The 24,845-nt window shown below is 34.3% G+C and carries 20 protein-coding genes, 1 tRNA gene and 1 other RNA gene; 6 read left to right on the top strand and 16 right to left on the bottom strand.

Annotation, left to right across the window (positions count from 1 at the left end):
- Positions 1–704: 704 nt before the first annotated feature.
- From recR to gltB, 8 genes are all read right to left on the bottom strand, one after another.
- On the bottom strand, positions 705–1,301 hold the full coding sequence (gene recR / locus HMPREF2706_RS05610; RefSeq protein WP_002434514.1) for a recombination mediator RecR: 597 nt from the start codon (positions 1,299–1,301) through the stop codon (positions 705–707).
- A 6-nt stretch (positions 1,302–1,307) separates the two neighbouring features.
- A complete protein-coding gene (locus HMPREF2706_RS05605; protein WP_002434018.1) occupies positions 1,308–1,625 on the bottom strand; it encodes a YbaB/EbfC family nucleoid-associated protein in 318 nt (105 codons plus the stop codon).
- An 88-nt stretch (positions 1,626–1,713) separates the two neighbouring features.
- Positions 1,714–3,420, bottom strand: a complete 1,707-nt coding sequence (gene dnaX, locus HMPREF2706_RS05600; RefSeq protein ID WP_030065376.1) for a DNA polymerase III subunit gamma/tau — start codon at positions 3,418–3,420, stop codon at positions 1,714–1,716.
- A 68-nt stretch (positions 3,421–3,488) separates the two neighbouring features.
- Positions 3,489–4,019 (bottom strand): GNAT family N-acetyltransferase, encoded by a 531-nt coding sequence (locus HMPREF2706_RS05595; protein WP_030065378.1) that lies wholly within the window; start codon positions 4,017–4,019, stop codon positions 3,489–3,491.
- 367 nt (positions 4,020–4,386) lie between these two features.
- Positions 4,387–4,656, bottom strand: an RNA gene (gene ffs / locus HMPREF2706_RS05590) — signal recognition particle sRNA large type.
- 274 nt (positions 4,657–4,930) lie between these two features.
- Positions 4,931–5,023: transfer RNA gene (locus HMPREF2706_RS05585), tRNA-Ser, on the bottom strand.
- 61 nt (positions 5,024–5,084) lie between these two features.
- Positions 5,085–6,548 (bottom strand): glutamate synthase subunit beta, encoded by a 1,464-nt coding sequence (locus tag HMPREF2706_RS05580; protein ID WP_070862240.1) that lies wholly within the window; start codon positions 6,546–6,548, stop codon positions 5,085–5,087.
- Positions 6,549–6,565: 17 nt separating this feature from the next.
- Positions 6,566–11,062 (bottom strand): glutamate synthase large subunit, encoded by a 4,497-nt coding sequence (gltB, locus tag HMPREF2706_RS05575; protein WP_070862239.1) that lies wholly within the window; start codon positions 11,060–11,062, stop codon positions 6,566–6,568.
- Positions 11,063–11,262: 200 nt separating this feature from the next.
- Between gltB and gltC the strand changes: the two genes are divergently transcribed.
- The 3 genes from gltC to HMPREF2706_RS05560 all read left to right on the top strand — a co-directional run bounded on the left by gltC (position 11,263) and on the right by HMPREF2706_RS05560 (position 14,195).
- Entirely contained in the window at positions 11,263–12,144 is an 882-nt protein-coding gene (gltC, locus tag HMPREF2706_RS05570) for a glutamate biosynthesis transcriptional regulator GltC (RefSeq protein WP_049428473.1), read from the top strand.
- A 150-nt stretch (positions 12,145–12,294) separates the two neighbouring features.
- Complete coding sequence (locus HMPREF2706_RS05565) at positions 12,295–13,407, top strand: YibE/F family protein (RefSeq protein ID WP_030061234.1); 1,113 nt, start codon at positions 12,295–12,297, stop codon at positions 13,405–13,407.
- Positions 13,404–14,195: a YibE/F family protein gene (locus tag HMPREF2706_RS05560; protein WP_030061236.1), complete on the top strand. Its 792-nt coding sequence runs from the start codon at positions 13,404–13,406 to the stop codon at positions 14,193–14,195. The genes HMPREF2706_RS05565 and HMPREF2706_RS05560 overlap by 4 nt, the downstream gene beginning before the upstream one ends.
- 56 nt (positions 14,196–14,251) lie before the next feature.
- Here the strand turns inward: HMPREF2706_RS05560 and HMPREF2706_RS05555 are convergent, their stop codons facing one another.
- Together HMPREF2706_RS05555 and HMPREF2706_RS05550 are read right to left on the bottom strand one after the other, a co-directional pair.
- Positions 14,252–14,716 (bottom strand): GNAT family N-acetyltransferase, encoded by a 465-nt coding sequence (locus tag HMPREF2706_RS05555; protein ID WP_049428474.1) that lies wholly within the window; start codon positions 14,714–14,716, stop codon positions 14,252–14,254.
- A 9-nt stretch (positions 14,717–14,725) separates the two neighbouring features.
- Entirely contained in the window at positions 14,726–15,121 is a 396-nt protein-coding gene (locus HMPREF2706_RS05550; RefSeq protein WP_030061240.1) for an NUDIX hydrolase, read from the bottom strand.
- A 184-nt stretch (positions 15,122–15,305) separates the two neighbouring features.
- On the opposite strand from HMPREF2706_RS05550, the gene HMPREF2706_RS05545 reads away from it, so the two are divergent.
- Positions 15,306–15,575, top strand: coding sequence for a hypothetical protein (locus HMPREF2706_RS05545; protein WP_002434052.1), 270 nt, complete (start codon positions 15,306–15,308; stop codon positions 15,573–15,575).
- Positions 15,576–15,757: 182 nt separating this feature from the next.
- A complete protein-coding gene (locus HMPREF2706_RS05540; RefSeq protein ID WP_030061243.1) occupies positions 15,758–17,263 on the top strand; it encodes a glycosyltransferase in 1,506 nt (501 codons plus the stop codon).
- 66 nt (positions 17,264–17,329) lie between these two features.
- Here the strand turns inward: HMPREF2706_RS05540 and HMPREF2706_RS05535 are convergent, their stop codons facing one another.
- The 4 genes from HMPREF2706_RS05535 to HMPREF2706_RS05520 form a co-directional block, all read right to left on the bottom strand.
- Positions 17,330–18,340, bottom strand: coding sequence for a LysM peptidoglycan-binding domain-containing protein (locus tag HMPREF2706_RS05535; protein ID WP_030061245.1), 1,011 nt, complete (start codon positions 18,338–18,340; stop codon positions 17,330–17,332).
- Between the two features lie 436 nt (positions 18,341–18,776).
- The gene (gmpC, locus tag HMPREF2706_RS05530; protein WP_030061247.1) at positions 18,777–19,622 is read right to left on the bottom strand and encodes a dipeptide ABC transporter glycylmethionine-binding lipoprotein; all 846 of its coding nucleotides are present in this window, start codon (positions 19,620–19,622) and stop codon (positions 18,777–18,779) included.
- Positions 19,623–19,671: 49 nt separating this feature from the next.
- A complete protein-coding gene (locus HMPREF2706_RS05525) occupies positions 19,672–20,331 on the bottom strand; it encodes a methionine ABC transporter permease (protein WP_002434501.1) in 660 nt (219 codons plus the stop codon).
- 2 nt (positions 20,332–20,333) lie between these two features.
- Complete coding sequence (locus tag HMPREF2706_RS05520) at positions 20,334–21,359, bottom strand: methionine ABC transporter ATP-binding protein (RefSeq protein ID WP_030061249.1); 1,026 nt, start codon at positions 21,357–21,359, stop codon at positions 20,334–20,336.
- Between the two features lie 265 nt (positions 21,360–21,624).
- Here HMPREF2706_RS05520 and HMPREF2706_RS05515 point away from each other — a divergent pair, with 265 nt between their 5' ends.
- On the top strand, positions 21,625–22,557 hold the full coding sequence (locus tag HMPREF2706_RS05515) for an alpha/beta hydrolase family protein (protein ID WP_030061251.1): 933 nt from the start codon (positions 21,625–21,627) through the stop codon (positions 22,555–22,557).
- Positions 22,558–22,656: 99 nt separating this feature from the next.
- On the opposite strand, the gene HMPREF2706_RS05510 is transcribed toward HMPREF2706_RS05515, so the two are convergent.
- Positions 22,657–23,802, bottom strand: coding sequence for a bifunctional cystathionine gamma-lyase/homocysteine desulfhydrase (locus HMPREF2706_RS05510; RefSeq protein WP_002434084.1), 1,146 nt, complete (start codon positions 23,800–23,802; stop codon positions 22,657–22,659).
- Positions 23,795–24,703, bottom strand: a complete 909-nt coding sequence (locus tag HMPREF2706_RS05505) for a PLP-dependent cysteine synthase family protein (protein ID WP_023349885.1) — start codon at positions 24,701–24,703, stop codon at positions 23,795–23,797. Before HMPREF2706_RS05505 ends, HMPREF2706_RS05510 begins: the two co-directional genes overlap by 8 nt.
- Positions 24,704–24,845: the final 142 nt, after the last annotated feature.

Below are 24,845 nucleotides of genomic sequence, written 5' to 3'. Positions count from 1 at the left end.
TTACCGACAAGAATTAATTATACGCTTTATTGATAATGAAGTCAATAACTTTTTATAATTAATTTTATTGTCTTTTTTTAGAATTAAGTTGATTTGTTTCGCTCAACAAATAAATACTATACAGGCTTTAGAGAGTTTTAACAACAGTAAAATTTACACTAGCTTAACAAAATCACTACACTATACCTCCAATAACCGAACTTTATGATTTTATATCGAAATAACTATCGTTTTTAGAGACAAAAATGAACTTTGCGATAAATTATACAATCTTACTATAGCCATTTCACAAACTTTAAAGAAATTTTATTTTTTTTGAAGTTAGTTACTTCATTATTGTTTCATAGTCTCAACTACTTTAATAATGTCAGCCGTTTTAGTTATAAAACATAAATGCATTATCCTCTCTACGCTACGTTTAATGAATTATTTCCTCTTATTTAGGAAAAACTCAAGGACATAAAATTTAAACTTATAATATATCTAAAATTTTCACCCCCTTAATTACTAACCAATTACGTATGCTATTTAAAAATCACATATAAGCAACTCTTGGAAAACTTAGCTGAGAATTTACACCAAAAACATGAATCTATAGAATCCCTATTATTAAAATAAAAAGCACAAAGATGATTTCTAATTCACAACATCTTTGCGCTATTACTCCTTTGGGTATTTATAGCCCGTTCTTATTAATTTTAAATCTACATTTCGGTTCTACCAGCAATCGCTTTAGATAACGTAACTTCATCTGCGTATTCTAAATCTCCACCAACCGATAGTCCTTGTGCTAAACGTGTTACTTTAATACCAATTGGCTTCACTAATCTCGAAATATACATTGCTGTAGATTCTCCCTCTAAGTTGGGATTCATTGCTAAAATAAGTTCTTTAACTTCATCACTTTTTAGTCGCTCAACTAATGCTGGGATGTTAATATCTTCTGGCCCTATACCATCCATTGGTGATATCGAACCATGTAGAACATGATATAAACCTTTATACTCGCGCATTTTCTCCATCGCTATAACGTCTTTATCATCTTCAACAACACAAATGACCGAACGATCACGTTGCTTATCTTGGCAAATGTAGCAAGGGTCATTTTCAGTGATATGACCACAAACACTACAATAAGTAAGTTCTCTTTTAACATCTACCAATGCTTTAGCAAATTGAACAACATCGTCTTCCTTCATATCTAAAGTATGAAAAGCCAGACGTTGAGCCGTCTTAGGTCCAATGCCTGGCAGTTTCATAAAACTGTCTATAAGTTTAGAAATTGGTTCTGGATATTGCATGTGTTATCACATTCCAGGGATGTTTAAGCCTTGAGTATGTTTACCTAAACGTTCTTGAGTTAACTCGTCAGCTTTATTCATCGCTTCATTAGTAGCAGCTAATACTAAATCTTGAAGCATTTCAACGTCATCTGGATCTACAGCTTCTTCTTTAATTTCTACATCTACAACTTCTTTATGGCCAGTAACTGTTACAGTAACCATACCGCCGCCAGCTGTTCCAGCAACGCGTTCTTCTTTTAATTTTTCTTGTTCTTGAGCCATTTTCTTTTGCATTTTTTGCATTTGTTTCATCATTTGTTGCATATTTCCGCCACCGCGCATAATATCATTTCCTCCTTGAAATTAAACAGTCTCTATTAAAAATTAGCTTTTATTATATTATACATACGAATATATTGCTTGTCATGTATCAGTCTTCGTCTATCATATGTACTGTTTCTTCACCAAATAAATCTTTAGCCTTTTGGGCCACATCAACTTGTGCTGGCTGTTGTGCCTCTCCTGACTCGCTGTTATTTTCACCATTAGCGTTACGATTTTGAATATATTCAGATCTAACTCTTAACCATTGATCCGAAGGTACACCAACGACTTTTACCGTTTTATTTACTATATTACAAACTACACTCTCTATATTGTTACGCTTTTCATCATCTTTATTTACAATTTCGCAATGAATCTCTTCCTCAAACTTAACTAACACATGATCTTCACTCGCTGCCACTGGTTCTGAGTTTTGGAGTAAACTTACTAATGATTTTTTGTCATTACTTTTAGCATGATCAATCACTTCTTGCCAGTGGTCTTTTAATAATTTTATGTCTTCTTTATTAGCTTTATCTAATACTTTAGCTATTTGTTGCATTGAAAATGCATTTTTAGAGCGTTGAACTGTACGTGTAGGTTTCTTCGGTTGTTGTGTTTGACCACTATTCGAAGCACCTTGCGCTTTCAGTGTTTTTAATTCATTTTCAAGTTGCTCCATACGTTGAAGCAGTACATCATTATCAGGTTCAGTAGCTACAGCTGTTGTAGCCATATTCTGAACAGTCTGTGGTTGCGCTTTAATCATTTCCGCAAGTTTAACTAGTAACACTTCAAAATGAACGTTTTGGTTAACGCTAAAACGAATTGAAACAAGTGTATCATTAATGATATCAATCATACGATATAGTGTGTCTAATTCAAAACTAACTAAAGCATCATATTCAATTGATTCATTTGATGTTTTTATCATTATCGTATCTCTAACGAAGTAAATCATGTCGTTAATAAGTCGATTCACTTCTTTTCCTTCTGAAATAAAGTGATGATATCTACCAAAAGCTTCTTTGACATTCCCCTCAACAACATCTTTGAACAAATCATTTAATGCCGCTTCATCAACGCTACCAGTCACGTTTAATGCATCTTGTAGTGTCAAACGCTCGTCCCCAAAAGCAATCGCTTGATCCATGATACTTAAAGCATCACGCATACCACCTTCTGAAGTTTTAGCAATAAATTCTAATGCTGCATTGTCATACTCTAGTGACTGTGATTCAGCTACGAACTTTAGGCGGTCTACAATTTGATCCATACTAATCGCTTTAAAATCAAAACGTTGTGCTCGAGAGATAATAGTAGGAGGAATTTTATGTGGTTCTGTAGTCGCTAGAATAAATATCGCGTGACTAGGAGGCTCTTCCAAAGTTTTAAGTAAGGCGTTGAACGCCCCCGTCGTTAACATATGTACCTCATCTATAATATATACTTTATATTTGGATTCACTTGGTGCGTATTTCACCTTATCTCTTATATTTCTAATCTCATCCACACCGTTATTACTCGCCGCGTCAATTTCAATCACATCAGAATTTGTACCTTGAGTAATACCTTTACAAATCGCACACTCATTACAAGGTTCTCCATCATCGCTATTAAGGCAATTAATCGCCTTGGCAAACACTTTTGCGATACTTGTCTTCCCAGTTCCTCTGGGTCCACTGAAAATGTAAGCATGTGATTGTTTACCTTTAGAGATGGCATTACGTAACGTTTTCGTGACGTGTGTTTGTCCAACAACATCATCGAAACTTTGCGGTCTATACATTCGATACAAAGCTTGGTAATCCACTGTAACACCTCCATTAACAATTACTCATCATTATATCATGTTCGTAACAATTCTTTTCAATGAAAAAATTAATCAAATACTTCAGGTAACATAACAGTCATACCATGAAGTGATGCTATGTCTGAAGTTAAAAATTTCACACTTAAGGTATCATCGTTACCTAATTCTTCCATAACAATATCGTATTGTTTCGCATCAACGTATCCTATGTGATTGAAAAATTCAGTATAGCAATGAACAAAAATTGCTGGATACCCTTCAGCTTTGGCACGCTCTTCTACTGCTTGCATTAAAGCTTTTCCTAGTCCTTGTTCACGCACATCTGGTTGTACTGATAAAGCTCCAACTGCTAGTGCAGTAGTTTGATGATTATTAGAAACTAATAAAATTTCTCCTAATAAGACATGGCCAATGACATCGTTCGTATCATTTTTAGCAATAACTTCTAATTCAGAATTATAATTCTCGGATTTTCTGAGATTCTTAACTCTGGCACGTTCTTTCCAACTCATCTCTGGGTCTTGATCATAATTTTGTTCAATGCTATCAAGTGATCGTTCATAATCAACTTCAGTTAAAGTACTTAAAAATATTTGCATGTATCCTCCAATTTTTCTATCAACTTTTTAATGATATATCAATACACGTTATATATTATTTGCTTAGTTCGTTATAACCTTAACAAATTATTGAAAATTAATCTATTTAATGAAAGAAGAGTGGGATAGAAATTTAAATTTGTAAAAAATTAATTTCACTATCCCACTCCAACTTGGTTTGTATATAAAATTTTTTATAATTCATCTCTAGTAGAGGCTAGCTGACAAAGTTGTTTAGAAGTATGAGAAGCTCGGTTCAAACATATTTCCAGATCAGTTAACTACTGCCAAAATAAAAAAGGCTACGACAATCTGATATGTCCCAGCCTTTTATCTATGTGATATTTGCTTAAATCTCATAATAATACCGTGCACCTTTGTATCGAACGCATATCATAAACGTTACCGAAGTCGACAGCTAAATCTCGGCTACCCTACGGCACATATGAGGATCCACTTAATGCTGCTTCCGTCAGGACCTGACATGGTTCATGGGTTCATATTGCATAGGACCGAAATCTTCAAACACTACGTGCTTCGGGCAGACTTCACAAAAATGCGCCCTCAAGAAAGGAATTAAGTCTCGCATAAAGCGGATTTCGAGTACAGGGAACCGCTACCTCCCCACCTAGCACGGTAAGATTTATAATACTATAATTTCATATCCCTTTGCAAGCGTAAAAATTTCATCAACAACTTATATATGAGTTTAGATTACTCTTTTAATGAACTCAAAATTTCGAAATGATAGGCACATTGCTAATATATAAAAATCGATAAATTTAAAAAAATTCTATTTGTATGTATGAGCAATTCAGTTAGAGGAGGGTAAAAGCAAAATAAAAAAGGCAAATACTCATTAAAATAAGTACTTGCCTTTTATATCTATTAGTCTTGGATTTTAATTCTAATGGCGGAGGAAGAGGGATTCGAACCCCCGCGGCCCGTTAAGGCCCTGTCGGTTTTCAAGACCGATCCCTTCAGCCGGACTTGGGTATTCCTCCAATGAACACAATAACAATCATATAATAGCGTTCATTAAAAGTCAATATAATTATTTTGTGTCTACACCAGAATTTTTTTATTTAAATATTGGTCAACAGATCGTGCTACAGCGCGACCTTCTTTGATTGCCCATACGACTAAACTTTGACCTCTACGAGCATCTCCAGCTGCAAAAAATTTAGGATGATTAGTTCGGAAGTCAATGTCATTAGCAACTATTTTATTACGTTCAGTTTTAATACCAAACGCATGAGGAATAGTTGTTTCTGTTCCTATAAAACCAATTGATAATAAGACTAAATCAGCTGGCCAAAAACGTTCTGGACCATCTGACATTACCATGCCTTCAGATGTCTCTTGCAGCACTTGAGTGTACAATCCTCTCACACGACCAAGACCATCTACATCATAGCGCATTGTTTGTACCCCATAAGCTCTTGGTTCTTTACCAAATTTTGCTTCATATTCTTTATGCGCATAATCCATTTTAAATACAGGCATGGCTAAAGGCCAAGATGTATTACTTTCAAAGGTAATTTCTTCAGGCTGCTTAGTATACTTGTTAAATTGTACGATTGATTTACAGTTTTCACGCAATGCAGTCGCTACACAGTCGGCGCCTGTATCACCTGCACCTATGATAATAACGTTTTTATCTTTAGCAGTAATAGAAACTTCATCAATTTCTCCATTGAGATATTGTGTTTGTTCAGTTAGGTAATCCATTGCAAAATGAATACCAAAGCCCATACGTCCTTCTAAAGGTAAATCTCTCGCATTCTGCGAACCCGTACATAAAACAATTGCATCAAATGCATCTTCAAGCTCTTCTTTACTAATATCAACGCCAATCTCAACACTTGTTTTAAACTCTATACCTGCCTCTTTCATTAACGCTATACGACGACGTACTACATCTTTATCTAATTTCATATTTGGGATACCGTACATTAATAAGCCACCTGGTTCATGTGCTTTTTCAAACACGGTCACTTGGTACCCTTTAATGTTGAGTTCTTCAGCAGCTGTAAGTCCTGCAGGTCCACTTCCTACTATTGCAACTTTTTGCTCTTTACGTTCTTCAGGATACTTTGGTTTAACCCAACCATTATCATAAGCTTCATCTATAATAGTACGCTCAATACCTTTAATTGCAACGGATTCTCTATTGATTTTCATGACACAAGAATTCTCACATGGCGCGGGGCATACACGTCCAGTAAATTCCGGAAAATTATTTGTCTCACTCAATCTTTCATAAGCCGTTTTAAAGTCTTGATGATATACTAAATCGTTCCACTCTGGTATATAATTTCCAATAAGACAGCCGATAGTTTCTCTTCCATATAACTGTCCTGTTTGGCAAAATGGTGTGCCACAATCCATACAGCGTGCACCTTGAACGGAGGCATCTTCCTTAGTAAAGCGTTGTTGAAACGCATCATGACCAGAAAGACGATCTACCAAAGACAATTCTGATAAAGACTGTTTATTATATTTCATAAATCCTTTAAATTCGCCCATGATTATCCCCCACTTTTTTAATAAACTACTGCTGGTTGTAATTCTTCTTCAATACTTTTCCTATCATCATAAAATGCTGCGAGTGTCGCTTCATCTACTTGTTCTATTCGTCGTTTTTGTAAATCAATTTTTTGCATCATCAATTTGTAATCTTTCGGTATGACTTTCACTACATATTGGCTTACATTTTCAAATTGATTCAAAATTTGTCGTGCTTTCGTACTACGTGTATGTTTATAATGCGCTTCAAGCATCTCTTTAATTAATGCTTTTTCCTCATCATAGCGAACCTCACTAAATTCAAGAGTTTCTAGTGCATTGACCTTTTTAAATTCTTCAATACTTGATGGGAAGATATAACTTACGCCGCCACTCATACCTTGGCCAAAGTTTTTACCAACATCTCCTAAAATAATGACATGTCCACCAGTCATGTACTCTAGTCCGTGGTCTCCAATACCTTCTACCACAACATCAGCGCCACTATTTCTAATACAAAAACGTTCTCCCGCCTTACCATTTATATAAGCTTTTCCTCTTGATGCTCCATAAAAACTTACATTACCTGCGATAATTTCTTGTTCTCGCTCTTCATTTGGCGCATTAACAATAACTGTTCCACCTGATAAACCTTTACCTACATAGTCATTCGCATCACCAGTATGATGAATCGTCAAACCGTGTGGCGCATAAGCAGCAAGACTTTGGCCGGCATGCCCTTCTGTATAAGCGAATATTGTATCCTCAGGAAGGCCTTCTTCTCCGTATTGACGTGCAATGGCACTACCTGTGATAACGCCTACATCTCTTTGTTCATTGTTGACCACATAACTTCCTGTGAATGAATGTCCATTTTGAATACTGTGCTTAGCATCTGGATATAGATAATTCAAATCAAAGCCGATATCTAAGTGATGATCTTGCATTATTTGTTTCGTATTAGGTCCTTCAGACTGTTCGATAAGATTCTCTATTTGAATTGCTGCAGCTTTGCTTCCAGAAGTTAACTTAGAAGAACGCTGTAGTAAATCTGTTCTACCTACTAACTCCTCTACTGTCGCTAGACCTAGAGAAGCTAAAATTTCTCGTAGTTCTTCAGCAATGAAATACATAAAGTTGACTACATGTTGCGCCTTACCTGTAAATAGCGCACGTAAATCTTTGTTTTGCGTAGCAACTCCTACTGGACATGTATCGTTGTGACATACACGCATCATGATACATCCCAATACAACAAGTGGGGCTGTCGCAAATCCAAACTCTTCCGCTCCAAGCGCACAAGCGTACGCTACATCTACTCCAGTGAGTAACTTACCATCTGTTTCTAACTTCACTCGACTACGTAAATGATTTAATTTCAATGTTTGATGTGTTTCCGCTAATCCTATTTCCCAAGGAACTCCAGCATGTTGAATACTGGTCTTTGGTGAAGCCCCAGTACCTCCGTCATAACCACTAATGACTATCTTATCGGCGAATGCTTTAGCTACCCCTGAAGCGATGGTTCCTACACCTGTTTTAGAAACTAATTTAACTGCAATATCCGCTTCTTTATTCGCATTTTTTAAATCATGAATAAGTTGAGCTAAATCTTCTATAGAATAAATATCGTGATGTGGTGGAGGAGAAATCAATCCTATACCCGGCGTTGAACCTCTTGTTTCAGCTATCCACGGATAGACCTTTGACCCTGGTAATTGTCCACCTTCCCCTGGTTTAGCGCCTTGTGCTACTTTGATTTGAATCTCTCTTGCATGTTGGAGATAATCACTCGTTACACCAAATCGTCCGGACGCAACTTGTTTAATTGCGCTCGTCTTATTACTTCCATCCTTTTGCAATTCATATCGAGACGGATCTTCTCCGCCTTCACCACTATTGCTTTTACCACCAATTTGATTCATCGCCTGTGCCAAAGTTTCATGCGTTTCAGCTGAAATTGAACCATAACTCATAGCACCAGTATTAAACCTTTTCACAATTTCACTTGCCGGCTCCACACGACTAATATCAATGGCTTTTTGTTTTTTAAACTCTAACAGATGACGTATGTGATCTGTACGTTTATCATTGACTGCCTCTGAAAATTCTTTAAACAGTTCATAATCATTTTCTCTACAAGCATGTTGTAGTAAAAAGATTGTACGAGGGTTAAATGCATGATGTTGACCTTGTTGTCTCCATTGAAATGTACTACCTGATTCTAAGTAATCTGTTGCATTACTTTGTCGCGCTTTATTCTCATTGTCGATTTGTTCAATACTTATTCCAGATATTTTTGACTGTGTTCCAGTAAAATAACGATCTATAACATCTTGAGATAATCCAACTGCTTCAAAAATCTGCGCCCCTTGATAACTTTGCACAGTTGAAATTCCCATTTTCGCCATAACTTTTATGACACCTTCTGATAATACGCGTGTATACGTTTCTACGTTCTCAATTACTGAACCAGATAACTGTCCTTTAAGTGTCAATTGTTCAATCGTAAGTTGCGCAAGATAAGGTACGATTGCATTAGCACCATATCCAAGTAGACATGCCACATGATGTACCTCTCTAGTTTCACCTGTTAGAGTTACAAGACTTGTATCCATTCGCAATCCTTCACGTATCAGTAACTGATGAACATGACTAAGAGCAAGTAACATTGGCATCGCATAACCTTCCTGTGAGACAAGTGTTTGATCATCTAGCACAATAATCTTAGCACCGGATTTTACTGCTTCAATTGCTTGTTCTCCAAGTGAGTTTAATGCACTTTCAAGCTCCCCTGTATACACCGTTGATAGATGGGTTACATTGAAGCAACTTGAGTCTATGGAAGCAAGTTGTGCCTCAGTAATAACAGGTTTCTTCAATTGAATACGTTGTAGCGCTGTCTCATCAGGATGAAGTAAATTACCTTCTCCACCTAAATATGACATTTCACTCGTTACAATCTTCTCTCGATAAGCGTCGATAGGAGGGTTAGTGACTTGCGCAAATAATTGTTTAAAATAATTAAATAATGATTCTGGCTTATCATTAAGAACAGCAATTGGTGCGTCATACCCCATCGCTCCAATAGGATCCTTTTTGCTACTAACTAAATCAACCATGTATTTATTTATATCTTCTTTAGTATAGGCAAATTGCTTTTGCAGACGAAATAACGTATGTTCATCCCAATCAGACGGCTCATAATCTATTCGATCAAAGCGATCATCAATTTTAAATGTTTCTAACCATTGTTGATAAGGTAATTCGCTAGCTATATCTGCCTTTAAGTCATTGTTTTCGACTACTTTATTTTGTAAAAAGTCGACGAGTAACAATTTGCCTGGATTAAGTTGTCCTTTAAAAGCGACATTCTCTTCCGGCACATCAACTACACCAACTTCAGAAGAAAATACAATAAAGTTATCTTTAGTAATCGTATAGCGGCCTGGACGTAAACCATTTCTATCTGTAAGCGCACCAATTTTATCGCCGTTACAAAATGAAATCATCGTTGGACCGTCCCATGGTTCCATTAAATAGCTATAATATTCATAAAAAGCACGCACATTTTTGTCATTAGCTTTGTTATATAACCAAGGTTCTGGAATCAATAACATTGCTGCTTTTTCAGGTTCCATAGCCAATGAAAGAAACTCAAGCGCATTATCCACAATAGCTGAATCACTTCCATCTTCATCTACTATGAAATGAACTTTATCTTTTTCATCTCCAAATAACGTCTCAACCAATTTATTTTGGCGTGCTCTCATCCAATTCACATTACCTTTAATTGTATTAATCTCACCATTATGCATGAGCATTCGGTTAGGATGTGCACGTTTCCAGCTGGGAAAAGTATTTGTGCTAAATCTTGAATGCACTAATCCTAATTTAGATTGAAACGTTTCATTCTGAAGATCTAAATATAATTCTTTGATTTGATCAGAGCGTAACCAACCTTTATAAACAATTGTCCTCTTGGATAAACTTGTGAAATATAACTCCAGTGATTGCTCTTCTCCATATCTCTCAATCTGTTTTCTCGCTAAAAATAATTGTTTTTCAACATGTTCAACGCCTCTAATATCTACAAAGATTTGTTGAATGTAAGGCATTGTATCAGCAACATGTTTAGCTATCGCATTAGTATTTACAGGGACATCTCGATAACCAATAACTTTGAAACCTTCATTTTCGAAATATGAGTTAAAAATGGGTTCATGAATCGAATCTTTAACTTTTTCTTTAGAAAAAAATAATCCCACAGCATAGTTACCTTCGCCGGGAATATTAATTTCATCTAATTGATCAAAAAACTTAAATGGAATTTCAGTCATTATGCCCGCACCATCACCAGTGATACCGTCAGCACCAACGCCACCTCGATGGTCTAACCGACGTAACATTTCTAAAGATTTTTCAATAATATCATGAGACCTTTTATTATCCATATTGGCATAAAATCCAATACCACACGCATCATGCTCTTCACGATAATCATATAAACCTTTTTTTAATTTCTCATTGTACATGATGCACACTCCTCTTATTAGAATTTTCTGACAATTTTAGTTTGATAATAATTACTATAATGTAATATATTTATCTGTTCAATATATAAATTAGATATAACTCATCTAAAAAATAGAACAATTACTCAAATTACTGCTATAATACACTTATACCATTTTAAATTTTAGAATTTTTCGTCAATTAATAAGGAGTGGCTATTGTGGAGATTAAACAACTTAAATACTTTGTAGAAGTGGCACGTCGTGAACATATATCAGATGCCGCTTTAGAATTAAACATTGCGCAGTCAGCGGTAAGTCGTCAAATCACACAACTTGAGAAAGAGTTGAACGTAACCCTTTTTAAAAGAAGTGGTAGGAATATCATCCTCACCTCCGAGGGAAAGAAACTCATGTCTCAAGCTACTCAAATTCTCAAACAAATGGACCACACGATTCAATTATTCAAACAGCAAGCTTCTACAGATCAACGGACGATTTATATTGGTTACGAAGAAGGCGACATTTCACAAATGATGTTGCCACTAGTACAATCCTTTGAGCAACAAAGTGAGAGTATTATAACGCCGCAACTCTTGAAACATAATCACATTGTAGATCGAGTAAATTCGGGCCAACTCGATATAGGGCTTATTGAAATGACTAAGGATATAACAACACAGACAGAACTTCATGTCACACCTTTATTCGAAGAGAAATATCATATGTATGCGCCTAAAGACCATCCCATTACTTTGACAACTCAACCCCTTTTAACTCAACTTGAAAATGAATCATTATATTGTCTCATGCCTTTCGCCAACTCAATAAAAAAGAAACTCGAACAATTAATTAAAGCAAATGTGTATACATTATCGAATAAACAACTTGCTCAGTATCTCGTGCGTCAAAATAAAGGATTTATTATTAGCAATGAAAATATTCATCTTAACGAAAGCGAAGATTGGGTCCAAATCCCTCTTTCACATACTGAATTAAAAAGAACAATATGCGCCATCACTAAATATGATAATAAGAAAAAAGATATAGATTTAGTATGGCATTATATTCATACTATGATTAATCAAACGGCTCAATTTTAGTTGAACACATCGTTAATCACACTCGCTTTATTTATAAAATCCGACGAATCATTCAATTAACTCATTTTATAAATTTTTGTAATCATTGATTAATGGGCGTATAATCACTATGTCAATTTAATACACTAAATTGAGAATTGAGGTTCAAATATGCAGTTCAAATCTTTTTTTAAACAGCCTTTCAGTTGGATGATTATAATTTTTTGTTGCATCTTTCTTGGCTTATTTATATTTACGTTTTTTAACGATAAATTTTACAATATGCCGATAGGAAAAATTACAAATGTACATCCTATTCACACTGAAAAAATTACGGATGAACAACACAATAAAGATATTAAATATAAAGAAAAACTCACTTTAGAAATTTTGAATGGTAAATTTAAAGGTCAAACAGCAACGATTGACCACCAATATGTAAAATCTCAAGCGGACTCGGAGTCATTTTCCAAAAATGACAAAGTGTTATTACATATTTCTAAGAAACCTAGTGATGCCAATATTATAGAGAAAAAACGTGATGGTTTGGTTGTGGCAATAACAGGAATCTTCCTACTCACAGTACTCATCGTTGGTAAAAAAGTTGGCTTACAATCAATATTATCACTAATCATCAATACAATTGCCGTCATAGGGGCAATCTATATACACAATCAAAATGGGCAAATCAACTTATTCCTATTAATGACGATCGCGATTATTGTCTCGACAACGTTAACCCTATTACTTGTAACTGGGTGGCACATGCGTACACTCGTCACAATAGTAAGTACACTCATTGGTACATTTCTTTGCGTTGGAATTACAGAATTAGTGATTAAAATGACAGGTGGTAACGGGATTAAGTATGAAACAATGACCTTCCTTACACTACCTCCTAAAGACGTCTTTCTCGCTTCCGTCTTAATTGGAACGCTCGGAGCTATTATGGACGTAGCCATTACGATTTCAAGTGGAATGTATGAAATTCTTCAACGTACTCCAAATATAACAATGGGTCGTTGGGCGCTTGCGGGACGTCACATTGGCCAAGATATTATGGGTACAATGACCAACATCTTACTTTTTTCTTATCTGTCTGGAAGTTTACCAATGTTTCTAATTTATTTGAAAAATGCTAATACAATCACTTACACCATTTCAATGAATTGGTCATTAGAAGTTGCTAGAGCCATGACAGGTGGCATAGGCATTGTGTTAACAATTCCTATTACCATTGCATTAATGGAAGTATTGCTAAAATTGAGAGGTGCTAAACAATGAGTGCGATAACAATTTTAGGCTTATTACTCTTGGTGCTAATGATAATTTTCGGAGGAAAAAAAGGTCTCATTTCTTTCTTCACACTATTTTTAAACTTCATCATACTTATTATTAGTATCATTTTAATAATTTTTGGTGTACCGATTTACTTAGTAACTTTTATCTTCTGCATAGTTATTGCTGCTGTGAACTTATTCGTGTTAAATAGTTATAACGTTAAAACACAAGCAGCATTTATCGGTACAATAATTACGACACTCATATTGATACTAGTTATTTTCCTATCGGTTAAGGTAGGTCATCTTCAAGGGTTTGCGACAGAACAACAAGATGAAACATATGTGTATTCAATGAATATTGGTATTGATATGATAGAGTTTATGGTTTTTACAATCGTTTTGGCTGTTATAGCCGCTGTAATCGATTTAGCCATTACAATTAGCTCACCAATGTATGAATTAAGCGAGACCAATCCGGAACTAAATCAAAGACAACTATTCACTTCTGGCATGCGAGTAGGTAGAGAAATTTTAGCTACTTCTGCCAATACTATTTATTTAGCATATTTTGGGGGTCAATTAACTTTATTTTTCTGGTTCTTTAAATTACATTATTCTTTTGGACATATTATTAATTCTAAAATTTTCGCTCAAGAATTTGTGTCGATATTACTAGGAGGCATTGCAGTTGCACTCAGTATTCCAATAACTGCATGGGTAACTGCTTTGATGATTAAAAATAAAAAACGTAAAAATTCTACTCAATCACAACATCTTAAGAATGATTAATATATTTAAAGACCCCAGTGCCTTATTCTCTTAGCATTGGGGTCTTATTATTATGATTAAATTTTTAGCGACATCACGTAAACAGGTCGCCCTATTAATTCACTTTCATGTGTGTGGCGATAACCAGCTTGCTCATATAAATTGATTGCTTTCTCATTATCTGTATTTACTGCTAATGTAATTTCATTAATGCATGGATAATGTTGTTTAATATATGCAGGCAATATTTCAAGGGTCCTCTTACCTATGCCTTGTCCTCTATAACGTTGATCAACACTAAATGATCTAAAGAAAATGGCCTTTGGATTATCAGTGAATGGTTTAGGCCCATTTCCTTCGTGTAAAGTGAAAAACGCGATACACGACTCATTATTCATAACTAACGTAGGATGTCTATCACTATCTTGATTAGCCGATTTGATGTTTTCAACTGGTGATTTCGTAAATTTATAGTCACTTTCTAGAATTTCTAAGTTTTCGACTTGCTCAAATAATTCCGGTTCATATGCTTTTAAATACACATTTTTCACCTAGCCTTTAGCTTTTTTAGAAAATTGGTCTATCCAAGTCAATACGGCAGGTGCTATGTTCTCTGAATCATTGATATTAAACCATCTAATATCAGTAATTTCATTGTCAGCAGTTATACTGGACCAATCAATAGCATTTGTCGTTTTAAATCCGTTTAATTCAGTAAGCGTATCTGGTTGAGGATATGCCTTTCCAACAACGGTGCCTATAAATTCTAAATCAGTTTCAGCCAAATCGAGGCGTAACTCTTCTTTAAGTTCTCGTTGTAACGCCTCAACATAGCTTTCACCTTCATCGATTTTACCACCCGGGAAATAATATTTGTCTCTATTACGAACTTGAACGAGTAAAATTTGATTTTCTTTCTCTTCAACTAAACAAACACATTTAATCATTCGAATAAACACCCTACCCTATTCTTTATTACTTCAAAAAGCTTTTTATATTTAGTATTATGTTATCATAAATTAAATGATGAAGTGATTGAGTTCAAAATGGATAATTTTGAGTATAACAATATATCAATCATTTATGAGCGTATGCTTTTCATGCAAAGATATCATTCGGAGGGAATTTTTTATGGCAAAACAAACTGGCGCTGTACGTTTATCTAACTTATTTAACATGGCAGGTTTCATCGTCGACGGTTATAATGGAATACGTCACGATGCTAAAAATAAACAAATGGTATATTTATCATTGGGTCTAAGTGCTATCGGTACAATCATCGATTTTTATGTATCTATTAAGTCACCATCAAAATTACGTAAATTAGGTGCGCTTACTTCATTCGCGATAAACGGTTTACGCTTATTTACTAGTTTCCGTAAAGTTAAAAATGAATATTAAAGATTATGATTGAGAAAGGAAGACGAAACGTTATTCATTCTTAAAGAATGTACTAATTGTTTCGTCTTTTTATATTCGATTTTCTTGTAATTTTCATAAAAATCTTTAACATGTGTGATAATTAATTTTTGATAGTATTCTAATGCAACAGTATGAAGGTAACTACTAAAGGAGACATTTACATGCTTTACACTGTCACAACAACACTTCCTATTTCTCACGGTGGAAGAACCCAAGCTCTTTTAAGACGTATCAAACTTATAGATGAAGAATTTAACTTACCTACTAAAATTCTTACCACAAACTATTATGGCAACTACCCAAGTGTCTACAAACGTTTTTTAAAAGAAAATAAAATTACTAAAAATATAGAGTTTGAAAATATGTATGAATGGTTGTCTAATTTCAAACTTTATAAGGTTCCCAAAACTTTTATTACTAAAAATCCTAAATACGTTAAAACTAAACGTAAAATTAAAGGTCTAAAATATGAATTAGGCAAAGACCAAAGCGAGGTTCATTACTATAATAAGAAGTCATATGTCCGTTTTCGCAAATATTATGGCCAATCTAATGTTCTTCAATATGAAGACTATATCTCGCCTTCAACTGGTTTAAAGTATGAGCGACATGAATATAATTTATATGGCTTACTTCACAGAAAAATTTTCTATGTAAATAACTCATCAATAAGACACAGTGATGAATTAATAGATGCTGAAGGTACCATGTATTGTAAAAGATATTTTAATAATAATGAGAAAAATAAAATTATCTGCGTCGAGTTATACGAAAATGGCAAAGTTATTAAAACTTTTAAAAATGATAAAGTACTTGCGCAGTATTACTTTCAATCGCGTTTTAAAGACAACGATGTGGTGTTTAGTGATGCAAGATTTTTAGATGCACCATTAATTAAACAAACGCATCAAACTAAAAATATCTTAGTCTTTCATAGTTCGCATTTAAAAGAGGGTAAAACTAAAAAATCTTATAAATATGCTTTAGAACATAGCAATAACGTGGATAAATATATAGTACTTACGCACCAACAAATGCAAGATATTCAAGAGATGTATCCTATTGAAAATGAACGCTTTGAACTCATACCTCATTTTATAGAACTCAATCATAGAAAAGGTGAAAATGAAGTTATACAAGAAGATCGTTTCATTTATATCGGTAGATTTAGTAGTGAAAAACAAATGGATCATTTAATTAAAGCTTATGATAAGTTTGTTAAAAGTGGTCATCAAACAAAATTACATTTATTTGGTAGGGATGAAGATAATCAATTACCTATGATGAGAAGCTTGATTGCTGAGTACCATCTTGAAGATATGGTTAAAATTTCAAAATATACAAAAAAGCCTTTAGTAGAATTTGAAAAATCGAAAGCTTCTATATTAACAAGTAAGTATGAAGGTTTTGGATTGACTATTATGGAGAGCATTGAAATGGGTTGCCCTGTTCTATCATATGACGTTCGATATGGACCTAACGAAATTATCAATCATGGAGAAAATGGTTATTTAATAGAGGAAAACCACATCGAGCAATTAGCTCATCGAATGATAGACATTGTGGAACATCCATTAAGAAATGTAAGAAATCAAGAGAAATTAACATATTCTGCAGCAGTAAAGAATTATCATCACTTACTAAGAAATCTCAATTTAAACATTTAAACACAGTAAAGCTGACGAGGATGAGTGACCTCGTCAGCTTAATTTATTGTTTAAATGATATATCACTTAGTGAATAAATTTATAATTTCTAACTTGATATGAAGGGATAGTTCTATAAGTCATGTAACCTGGTGCTGCACTCCAGTTCATTTCAGAGACTAAAATACTACCATCACTATTCACGCGTTCAACAAAGGCTACATGACCGTAGTAACCAGCGTCAGTTTGAGCAATTGAACCTACTGTCGGATTATAATCAATAGTATAACCATCTGCAGCTGCTGCGTTGTCCCAATTATTTGCATTCCACCAATATGTGCTGATACCTTTTCCGATTTCAGAACGACGGTTAAACACGTGCCAAGTACATTGACCCCATGTATATAAGTTTTGGTGGTAGAAAACTGGCGTATAATAGCCACCACTTGAAGTTGATTTACTAGTAGATGAACTACTTGAACCTCCACTACCTCCACCTGGCACTTTTAATTTTTGACCTGGGTAGATAAAGAAATTAGAAAGTCCATTTAATTGCATGATTTTTTGATATGAAGTACCGTACTTACTTGCAATTAATGATAAAGAGTCACCATATTGAACAGTGTACGTAGATGTACGACCTGAGCTACTTGAAGTCGCTTTTTTAGAGCCACTTGTAGATTTAGACGTTGATACTGATCCAGAAACCTTTAACTTCTGACCAGGTACAATTAAGAAGTTATTTAAACCATTTAACTTCATAATATTTTTATAAGTAGTTCCGTATTTAGCTGCAATAGATGATAATGAGTCTCCCGCTTTTACAGTGTACACTGAACCACTATTAGATGATGTCTTAGATTTTGACGCGCTAGATGATGATCCTGATACTTTAAGTACTTGATTAGGGAAAATTAAGTTTGAAGTTAGGCCATTAAGTGATTTTAATTTAGCAATTGAAATACCGTATTTATGAGAAATTGACCAAACTGATTCTCCACTTTTTACTGTATGTGTCGTTGCCGCATGTGCTTGCGTAGTTGCTAAAGCACTAATTGCTGTTGTTCCGATAAGGGCAGTAATATATTTTTTTTGCACTTGAAATCCTCCTCTACTTGTCTTTTTTTATCCCCGAATTTTTTAATACAAGCACATTATACTCTTTAATTATGTATAGGATGTGTGTTTTAGATGACATTATGATTACAAAATATTATTTCATTTAAAAAATAGCACTCCAGACAAATATCATTTTGCCTATCTAAACTAATACAATTTATCATAAATTACAATGACAATTTTATTACGAATTCACTAATGACAACTACACAGTATTACCCTCACAACTGAATACAATTTTCATTCTATTTAAAAAGTAATATCAAAAGATAAACGAATTAAGTAGAACATTCAATAAAAACAAAGATATTTACATAACTTTCATAATGCCTAAAGCAAGAAAATACTGCCGTCAAAATGATATTTTGTCGGCAGTATTGAAATGAGTATTACGTCTTAAATATAAATTTGTTAATTATTTTTTAACTAAGTCATCTTCAATTTCTTTGATTTCTTTTTTAGATAAATCTACTGCTTTTTCACCATCTTTAGTGTCTTCTTTAAGCGCTTTTTGGGCTTCTTTAGAATGATATAATTCTACAATTTTCTTGTATGTTTTATTATCCATATCTTTAGAATTTACTGCTATAACATTAATGTATGGTTTCACAGCGTCTGAACTTACTTTTTCTAAATAAATTGGGTCCTTCTTAGCATCTTTACCTGCTTTAGTTGCTACACCATTATTAATAACTGAAATGTCTACATCTGATAATGCACGTGCTGTTTGTTGTGCATCTACAGCTTTGATTTTGAGATCTTTGGGATTGCTTTCAATATCTTTAGTAGTTCCATTTAAACCGAAATTCTTTTTCAATTTAATTAATCCAGCAGACTCTAATAATTTAAGCGCACGTGCTTGATTAGATACATCGTTAGGAATGGCTACTTGAGCGCCCTTTTTAACATCTTTAATATTTTTAATTTTATCAGAATAAATACCCAGTGGCGCAAGAACAGTTGTACTTAGCGCTTGAATTTTAGCATCTTTATGCGCTTTTTTATATTGATCTAAAAATGCAAAGTGTTGAAAAGCATTCATATCAATATCACCGTCACTCAAAGCTTTATTAGGTACGTTGTAATCTGAAAAGTGTTTAATTTCTAAATCTATATCATCTTTTTTAGCTAATTCTTTTACTTTCTCCCAAGCTTTTGTATCATTAGAAGCTACACCAATAGTTACTTTTTTGTCATTATTGCCTCCACAAGCAGCTAACACAATAACTGCCGCTATTAATAAACCAAGAATTTTCTTCATCTAGAAAATGCCCCCTAACAATTGTAATTTTCAATATATAATTAAGTACTTAATTTCTACGAATAACCCTTGAAATAAAGTTACCTAATGACTGAATAACTTGTACGATAATAATTAACACAATGACAGTAATAATGATTACCATAGTATCGAAACGTTGATAACCGTATACTAATGCAAGATCACCTATACCGCCGCCACCTACAGCACCTGCCATAGCCGTACTACCAATAAGACCTATAATTGCTGTAGTTATAGCTAAAATCAGTGAACCTAATGCTTCAGGTAACAAAAAGTAGCGTATAATTTGAAGAGGTGATGCCCCCATCGCTTTAGCTGCTTCAATAATACCGTCATCTACTTCCAGTAAAGAGTTTTCTACTAAACGCGCTATGTACGGCGCTACATAAACCGTTAGAGGCACAATAGCCGCCGTCGTCCCTATAGATGTACCTACTAACAATTTAGTAAATGGCACGATTGCTATAAGTAAAATTATGAAAGGGATAGATCTTAAAATATTGATTATAGGATTTAAAATTTGATGTAACACTAGGTTTTGCCAAATACCATTTTTACGGGTCACTACTAATAAAATCCCTAAAGGTATACCAATTAACGCACCAATTACTAGTGCTACAGTAACCATATACAATGTTTCATATAATGCTTGAAACAGTTGGGATGCATCTAAACTTGAACCAAACATATTTATTGCACCTCCTCAAATTGAATATGCCGTTCAGTGAAATATGTTTCTGGATTAAATCGTTTAAACTGCGAATCATGCTCAAATCTCAACCACATATAACAAACGGTTTCATCTTGAATATCTGACATAGATGAGAAAAGTACATTCACATTTAGCTGATGACGATAAATCAATTCATTTAATAATGGCCTCTGGATTTGTTTCGCGTCTAAGAATAATTTATAGTCAGAGAAATCATCTTTTCTACTTCGGTTGAACGATTCTCGCAAACGTTTCGAAGGTTCAGTACTAATGACTGTTGATACGAAGTTTTTAGCTGTTATTGTTTGAGGATGACTAAAAACGTCTTTTACTGTCCCCATCTCCACAACTTCACCATTCTCCATCACTGCAACACGATTACAAATCTTTTGAATGACACTCATTTCATGGGTAATCATCATAATCGTTACACCAAATGTCCGATTGACATTGCTTAATAACTTTAATATCGAGCTCGTTGTTGCAGGATCTAAAGCACTTGTAGCTTCGTCACAAAGTAAAATTTTGGGATTTGTTACTAAAGCACGTGCGATTGCTACACGTTGCTTTTGTCCTCCTGATAATTCATCAGGAAACTGATTCTTCTTATCAGCTAGTCCAACAAACTCTAGCATTTCATTAACCTTTTCTTTAATTTCATTTTTATTCTTTTTACTCAAAATAAGGGGCATAGCCACGTTTTTATAAACTGTTTTAGAATTGAGTAAATTGAAATGTTGAAATATCATTCCGATATCTTTTTTAACATTTCTTAAATCTTTTTCTTTATAAGTATCAATTTCATGACCATCTACAACAACTTGGCCATCCGTCACTTTCTCCAGTTGATTAACTAGTCGAACTAGTGTACTTTTACCAGCACCACTATATCCAATGACACCAAATATATCGTGTTTATCTATCGTAAATGAAATATTTTTCAAAGCATGTACAGTCTTATTCTTTTTCTTAAAGACTTTGTTCACATTACGAAATTCAATCAATTCGACTCACCCTCATCAATTCTGATTATACTTATCTGAATATTTGAATTATATTGAATTGTCTTAATACCGTCAATAGTATTTTTTGATTTTTTTAAATCTAATAAATATTCTGAATAATTAATATCGTTTTTCGTCCTATGATGTTGGTGAGCATTCTTTTTGTCCTCTTAAATATCTTGAATTTTAAGCAAATTAATTCATTATACTTATGCTTTTTAATATACTCAGAAGCACCTCATTTCTATAAAGAAAGGAAGAGATTATGAGTTTAAGTGAATTTAAAATACCAACTTCAACGTCAATATTGTCAATGAAGCCTATTGTAGTACCCGCTTCCTATAGAGGAATAGATTTACAGCTAAAGGTCTCTTTCCCTAATGAAGGACATCAACTTCCTATTATTTTGTTAGCACATGGATTTGGTTCATCTATGGAGGGCTATGGACCCTTAGCTGATTTTTACGCGAGTCATGGTTTCATAGTTATTCAACCAACTTTTCTAGATTCAAGAACGATAAATTTAGATAAAGATGATAAAAGACAATCAGAACTCTGGAGATATAGAGTGCAAGATATGAAAAATATCATCGATCATTTAGATCAAGTCACTGAAGAAATTCCAACATTACATCAACGAATTGATAAAGATAATATTGCAGTAGTGGGTCATTCATTCGGAGGTCAGACTGCCGGCAATCTACTTGGTCTACAAGTCTTTGATCCATTAACAAATTCTTATACCGATTACCTAGATTCAAGAGTGAAAGGCGGTGTACTGTTAGCAACTGCAGGTGAAGGTGGAGATAAATTAACTCAATTCGCCAAAGATAACTTCCCATTCCTTAATCCGACATTTAAACACATGTCCAAACCTGCTCTTATAATTGCTGGGGATAAGGATGATTCTCCATTAACACAGTTAGGGCCTGAATGGATGGAAGAACCTTACTATTTAAGTCCCGGTAAAAAATCATTGCTTAAATTATATGATGCCGAACATTCTCTTGGCGGCATAGCTGGATATGAAGTGAAAGAAACCACAGATGAAAATCCAGAGCGAGTATCATTAGTACAGTATGTTACTTGGGCATATTTACGTTCATTATTGGATATTGAACACGATAGTTGGAATCATGCTCAATCCGTTTTAGATGATAAAAATGCAATGGGAATCATTCAATCTAAAATGCATTAAAATTACAACTGCACACTCTAAAAATTGTTTTATAAAAATAAAAAAAAACGGTAATGTTTATTCGTCTAAATAAACATTACCGTTTCTTTAAATGATTAACTAATTTAATGTGTCTAATGCATGACTTAAATCATTCACAAGATCATCTGTATCTTCAATACCAATTGATAATCGAATTAAGCCATCAGTAATACCTTCTTTTGCGCGGACATCCGCTGGTATAGAAGCATGTGTCATTAATGCTGGTACTGAAATAAGACTTTCAACTGCACCTAAACTTTCAGCTAAAGTGAAATATTTTGTAGCATGAATCACTTGTTTAGCCGCTTCAGTGTCTTTCACTTCAAATGCAATAACACCAGTGTGTCCACTTGCTTGAGATTGGTGAATATCATGATTCAAATGACCTTCTATACTTGGATGGAAAACTTGTTGAACTGACGAGTGGTCTTGCAACATTTTAACAATACCTTCAACATTGCGATTGATTTGTTCCATACGTAAACCAAGTGTTTTAATACCTCTTACTAATAAATAACTATCTTGAGGTCCAAGAACGCCACCTGTTGAATTAGAAATAAAACCTAAACGCTCACCCAATTCATCATCAGCAGTTGCTACTAAACCAGCGACCACATCACTATGTCCACCAATATATTTAGTTGCCGAGTGTAAAACGATATCAATTCCGAAATCTAGAGGATTTTGATAATAAGGTGTCATAAATGTATTATCAACCACTGAAATAAGATTGTGTTTTTTAGCAATTTCAGCTGATGCTTTTATATCAGTTACACGTAATAATGGATTTGATGGTGTTTCAATGTATAACATTTTAGTTTCTGGCTTAATGTATTTTTCAACATTTTCAATGTGCGTTGTATCTACAAAATCAACTTCTACACCAAATCGTGTAAATACTTTAGTTAATGCACGATATGTTCCTCCATAGACATCAGAGTTTAAAATTAAATGATCACCTTTATCTAACAACATTATAACTGCACTAATCGCAGCCATGCCTGAACCAAACGCGAACCCATGCTTACCATGTTCTAAATCCGCAATAACACTCTCTAGTGACGCACGTGTTGGATTAGCTGTACGTGAATATTCATACCCTTGTCTTAAATCACCGATATCATCTTGTAAATACGTACTTGTTTGATAAATTGGCGTTGTTACTGCTCCAGTATAATCGTCAGTTGTATGTCCACCATGAATCATTTGCGTTTTTTTATTCATTGTCATTACTCTCCTTATAATTGAAAATTTGTTTCGACATATAACGGTCACTACCATCAGGGAATATCGTTACGATTACGCCTTTTTTAATGTGTTTTTTTAATTCTAAGGCACCTTGCAATGCAGCACCAGATGAACTTCCTACTAGTAATCCCTCTTTATTAGCGATGAGTTTGACGTTATTAAAGGCATCCTTATCTGAAATAGTAAATATGCCATCCACTAAATCTCTGTCTAAGAATGTAGGCCACTTTTCAGAACCTATGCCCTCTGTCGCATGCGCGTGTATTGGGCCTCCATTCAAAATAGATCCTTGAGGCTCAACTATATAATTCTTAACTCCCAGTGTTGTCATATGTTTCGCAACACCAGTAAATGTACCGCCTGAACCTACACCTGCTACGAAATAATCAATATGGTCTAATTGATGAGTGATCTGTTTGGCTAAGGTATTCGTATATGCACCAGGATTGTCTTCAGTACCAAATTGATTCATATACAACGCATTGTATTTTTTAGCATAAGACTTCGCTTCTTCTTGCGCCCCGATCATACCGTCAACTTTTGGTGTTCGCCTAACATCTGCACCTAACGCTTTCATAATTGAGATCTTCTCCTCTGAAAAGCCCTCCGGTGCAAAAATAACGCATTTGACTCTGAAACGGTTCGCAGCTATGGCAAGTCCTATACCAGTGTTTCCAGCTGTCGCCTCAACAATTGTGCCACCTTCTTTGAGACGCCCATCCTCAATTGCCGTTTCAACTAAATATTTTCCTAGACGATCCTTTACACTGCCTCCAGGGTTGAATTGCTCTAGTTTCGCATATATTTTTACATTTTCATCACTAAAACTTTCCAATAACACCAGTGGTGTCTGCCCAATTAAATCATAAGCTATCATATTCCATCTTGTCCGATTAACGCTCTACACGTCTCACGAACGTAACCTACTTTCTAATTTATGTTTTTTAAATTCTTACTTATCAGGTATGAATTATAAACGAAACCTTCCCTTTTTGCAATTTTCGAAAATGAAGAACACA

The organism is Staphylococcus sp. HMSC067F07 (assembly GCF_001837405.1).
Lineage (GTDB): Bacteria > Bacillota > Bacilli > Staphylococcales > Staphylococcaceae > Staphylococcus > Staphylococcus capitis.
Note: the sequence above shows the minus strand (reverse complement) of the source record. Positions and strands in the feature narration are given on the sequence as shown.

What these genes read in the sequence shown, in the direction of transcription:
- HMPREF2706_RS05560 (WP_030061236.1), top strand. Translation starts at nt 13,404, where the DNA reads ATGAGTGCGATAACAATTTTAGGCTTATTACTCTTGGTGCTAATGATA.
- HMPREF2706_RS05545 (WP_002434052.1), top strand. Translation starts at nt 15,306, where the DNA reads ATGGCAAAACAAACTGGCGCTGTACGTTTATCTAACTTATTTAACATG.
- HMPREF2706_RS05565 (WP_030061234.1), top strand. Translation starts at nt 12,295, where the DNA reads ATGCAGTTCAAATCTTTTTTTAAACAGCCTTTCAGTTGGATGATTATA.
- HMPREF2706_RS05540 (WP_030061243.1), top strand. Translation starts at nt 15,758, where the DNA reads ATGCTTTACACTGTCACAACAACACTTCCTATTTCTCACGGTGGAAGA.
- HMPREF2706_RS05605 (WP_002434018.1), bottom strand. Translation starts at nt 1,625, where the DNA reads ATGCGCGGTGGCGGAAATATGCAACAAATGATGAAACAAATGCAAAAA.
- HMPREF2706_RS05515 (WP_030061251.1), top strand. Translation starts at nt 21,625, where the DNA reads ATGAGTTTAAGTGAATTTAAAATACCAACTTCAACGTCAATATTGTCA.
- HMPREF2706_RS05525 (WP_002434501.1), bottom strand. Translation starts at nt 20,331, where the DNA reads ATGTTTGGTTCAAGTTTAGATGCATCCCAACTGTTTCAAGCATTATAT.
- HMPREF2706_RS05505 (WP_023349885.1), bottom strand. Translation starts at nt 24,703, where the DNA reads ATGATAGCTTATGATTTAATTGGGCAGACACCACTGGTGTTATTGGAA.
- HMPREF2706_RS05595 (WP_030065378.1), bottom strand. Translation starts at nt 4,019, where the DNA reads ATGCAAATATTTTTAAGTACTTTAACTGAAGTTGATTATGAACGATCA.
- gmpC (WP_030061247.1), bottom strand. Translation starts at nt 19,622, where the DNA reads ATGAAGAAAATTCTTGGTTTATTAATAGCGGCAGTTATTGTGTTAGCT.
- gltB (WP_070862239.1), bottom strand. Translation starts at nt 11,062, where the DNA reads ATGTACAATGAGAAATTAAAAAAAGGTTTATATGATTATCGTGAAGAG.
- recR (WP_002434514.1), bottom strand. Translation starts at nt 1,301, where the DNA reads ATGCAATATCCAGAACCAATTTCTAAACTTATAGACAGTTTTATGAAA.
- HMPREF2706_RS05510 (WP_002434084.1), bottom strand. Translation starts at nt 23,802, where the DNA reads ATGAATAAAAAAACGCAAATGATTCATGGTGGACATACAACTGACGAT.
- HMPREF2706_RS05550 (WP_030061240.1), bottom strand. Translation starts at nt 15,121, where the DNA reads ATGATTAAATGTGTTTGTTTAGTTGAAGAGAAAGAAAATCAAATTTTA.
- HMPREF2706_RS05580 (WP_070862240.1), bottom strand. Translation starts at nt 6,548, where the DNA reads ATGGGCGAATTTAAAGGATTTATGAAATATAATAAACAGTCTTTATCA.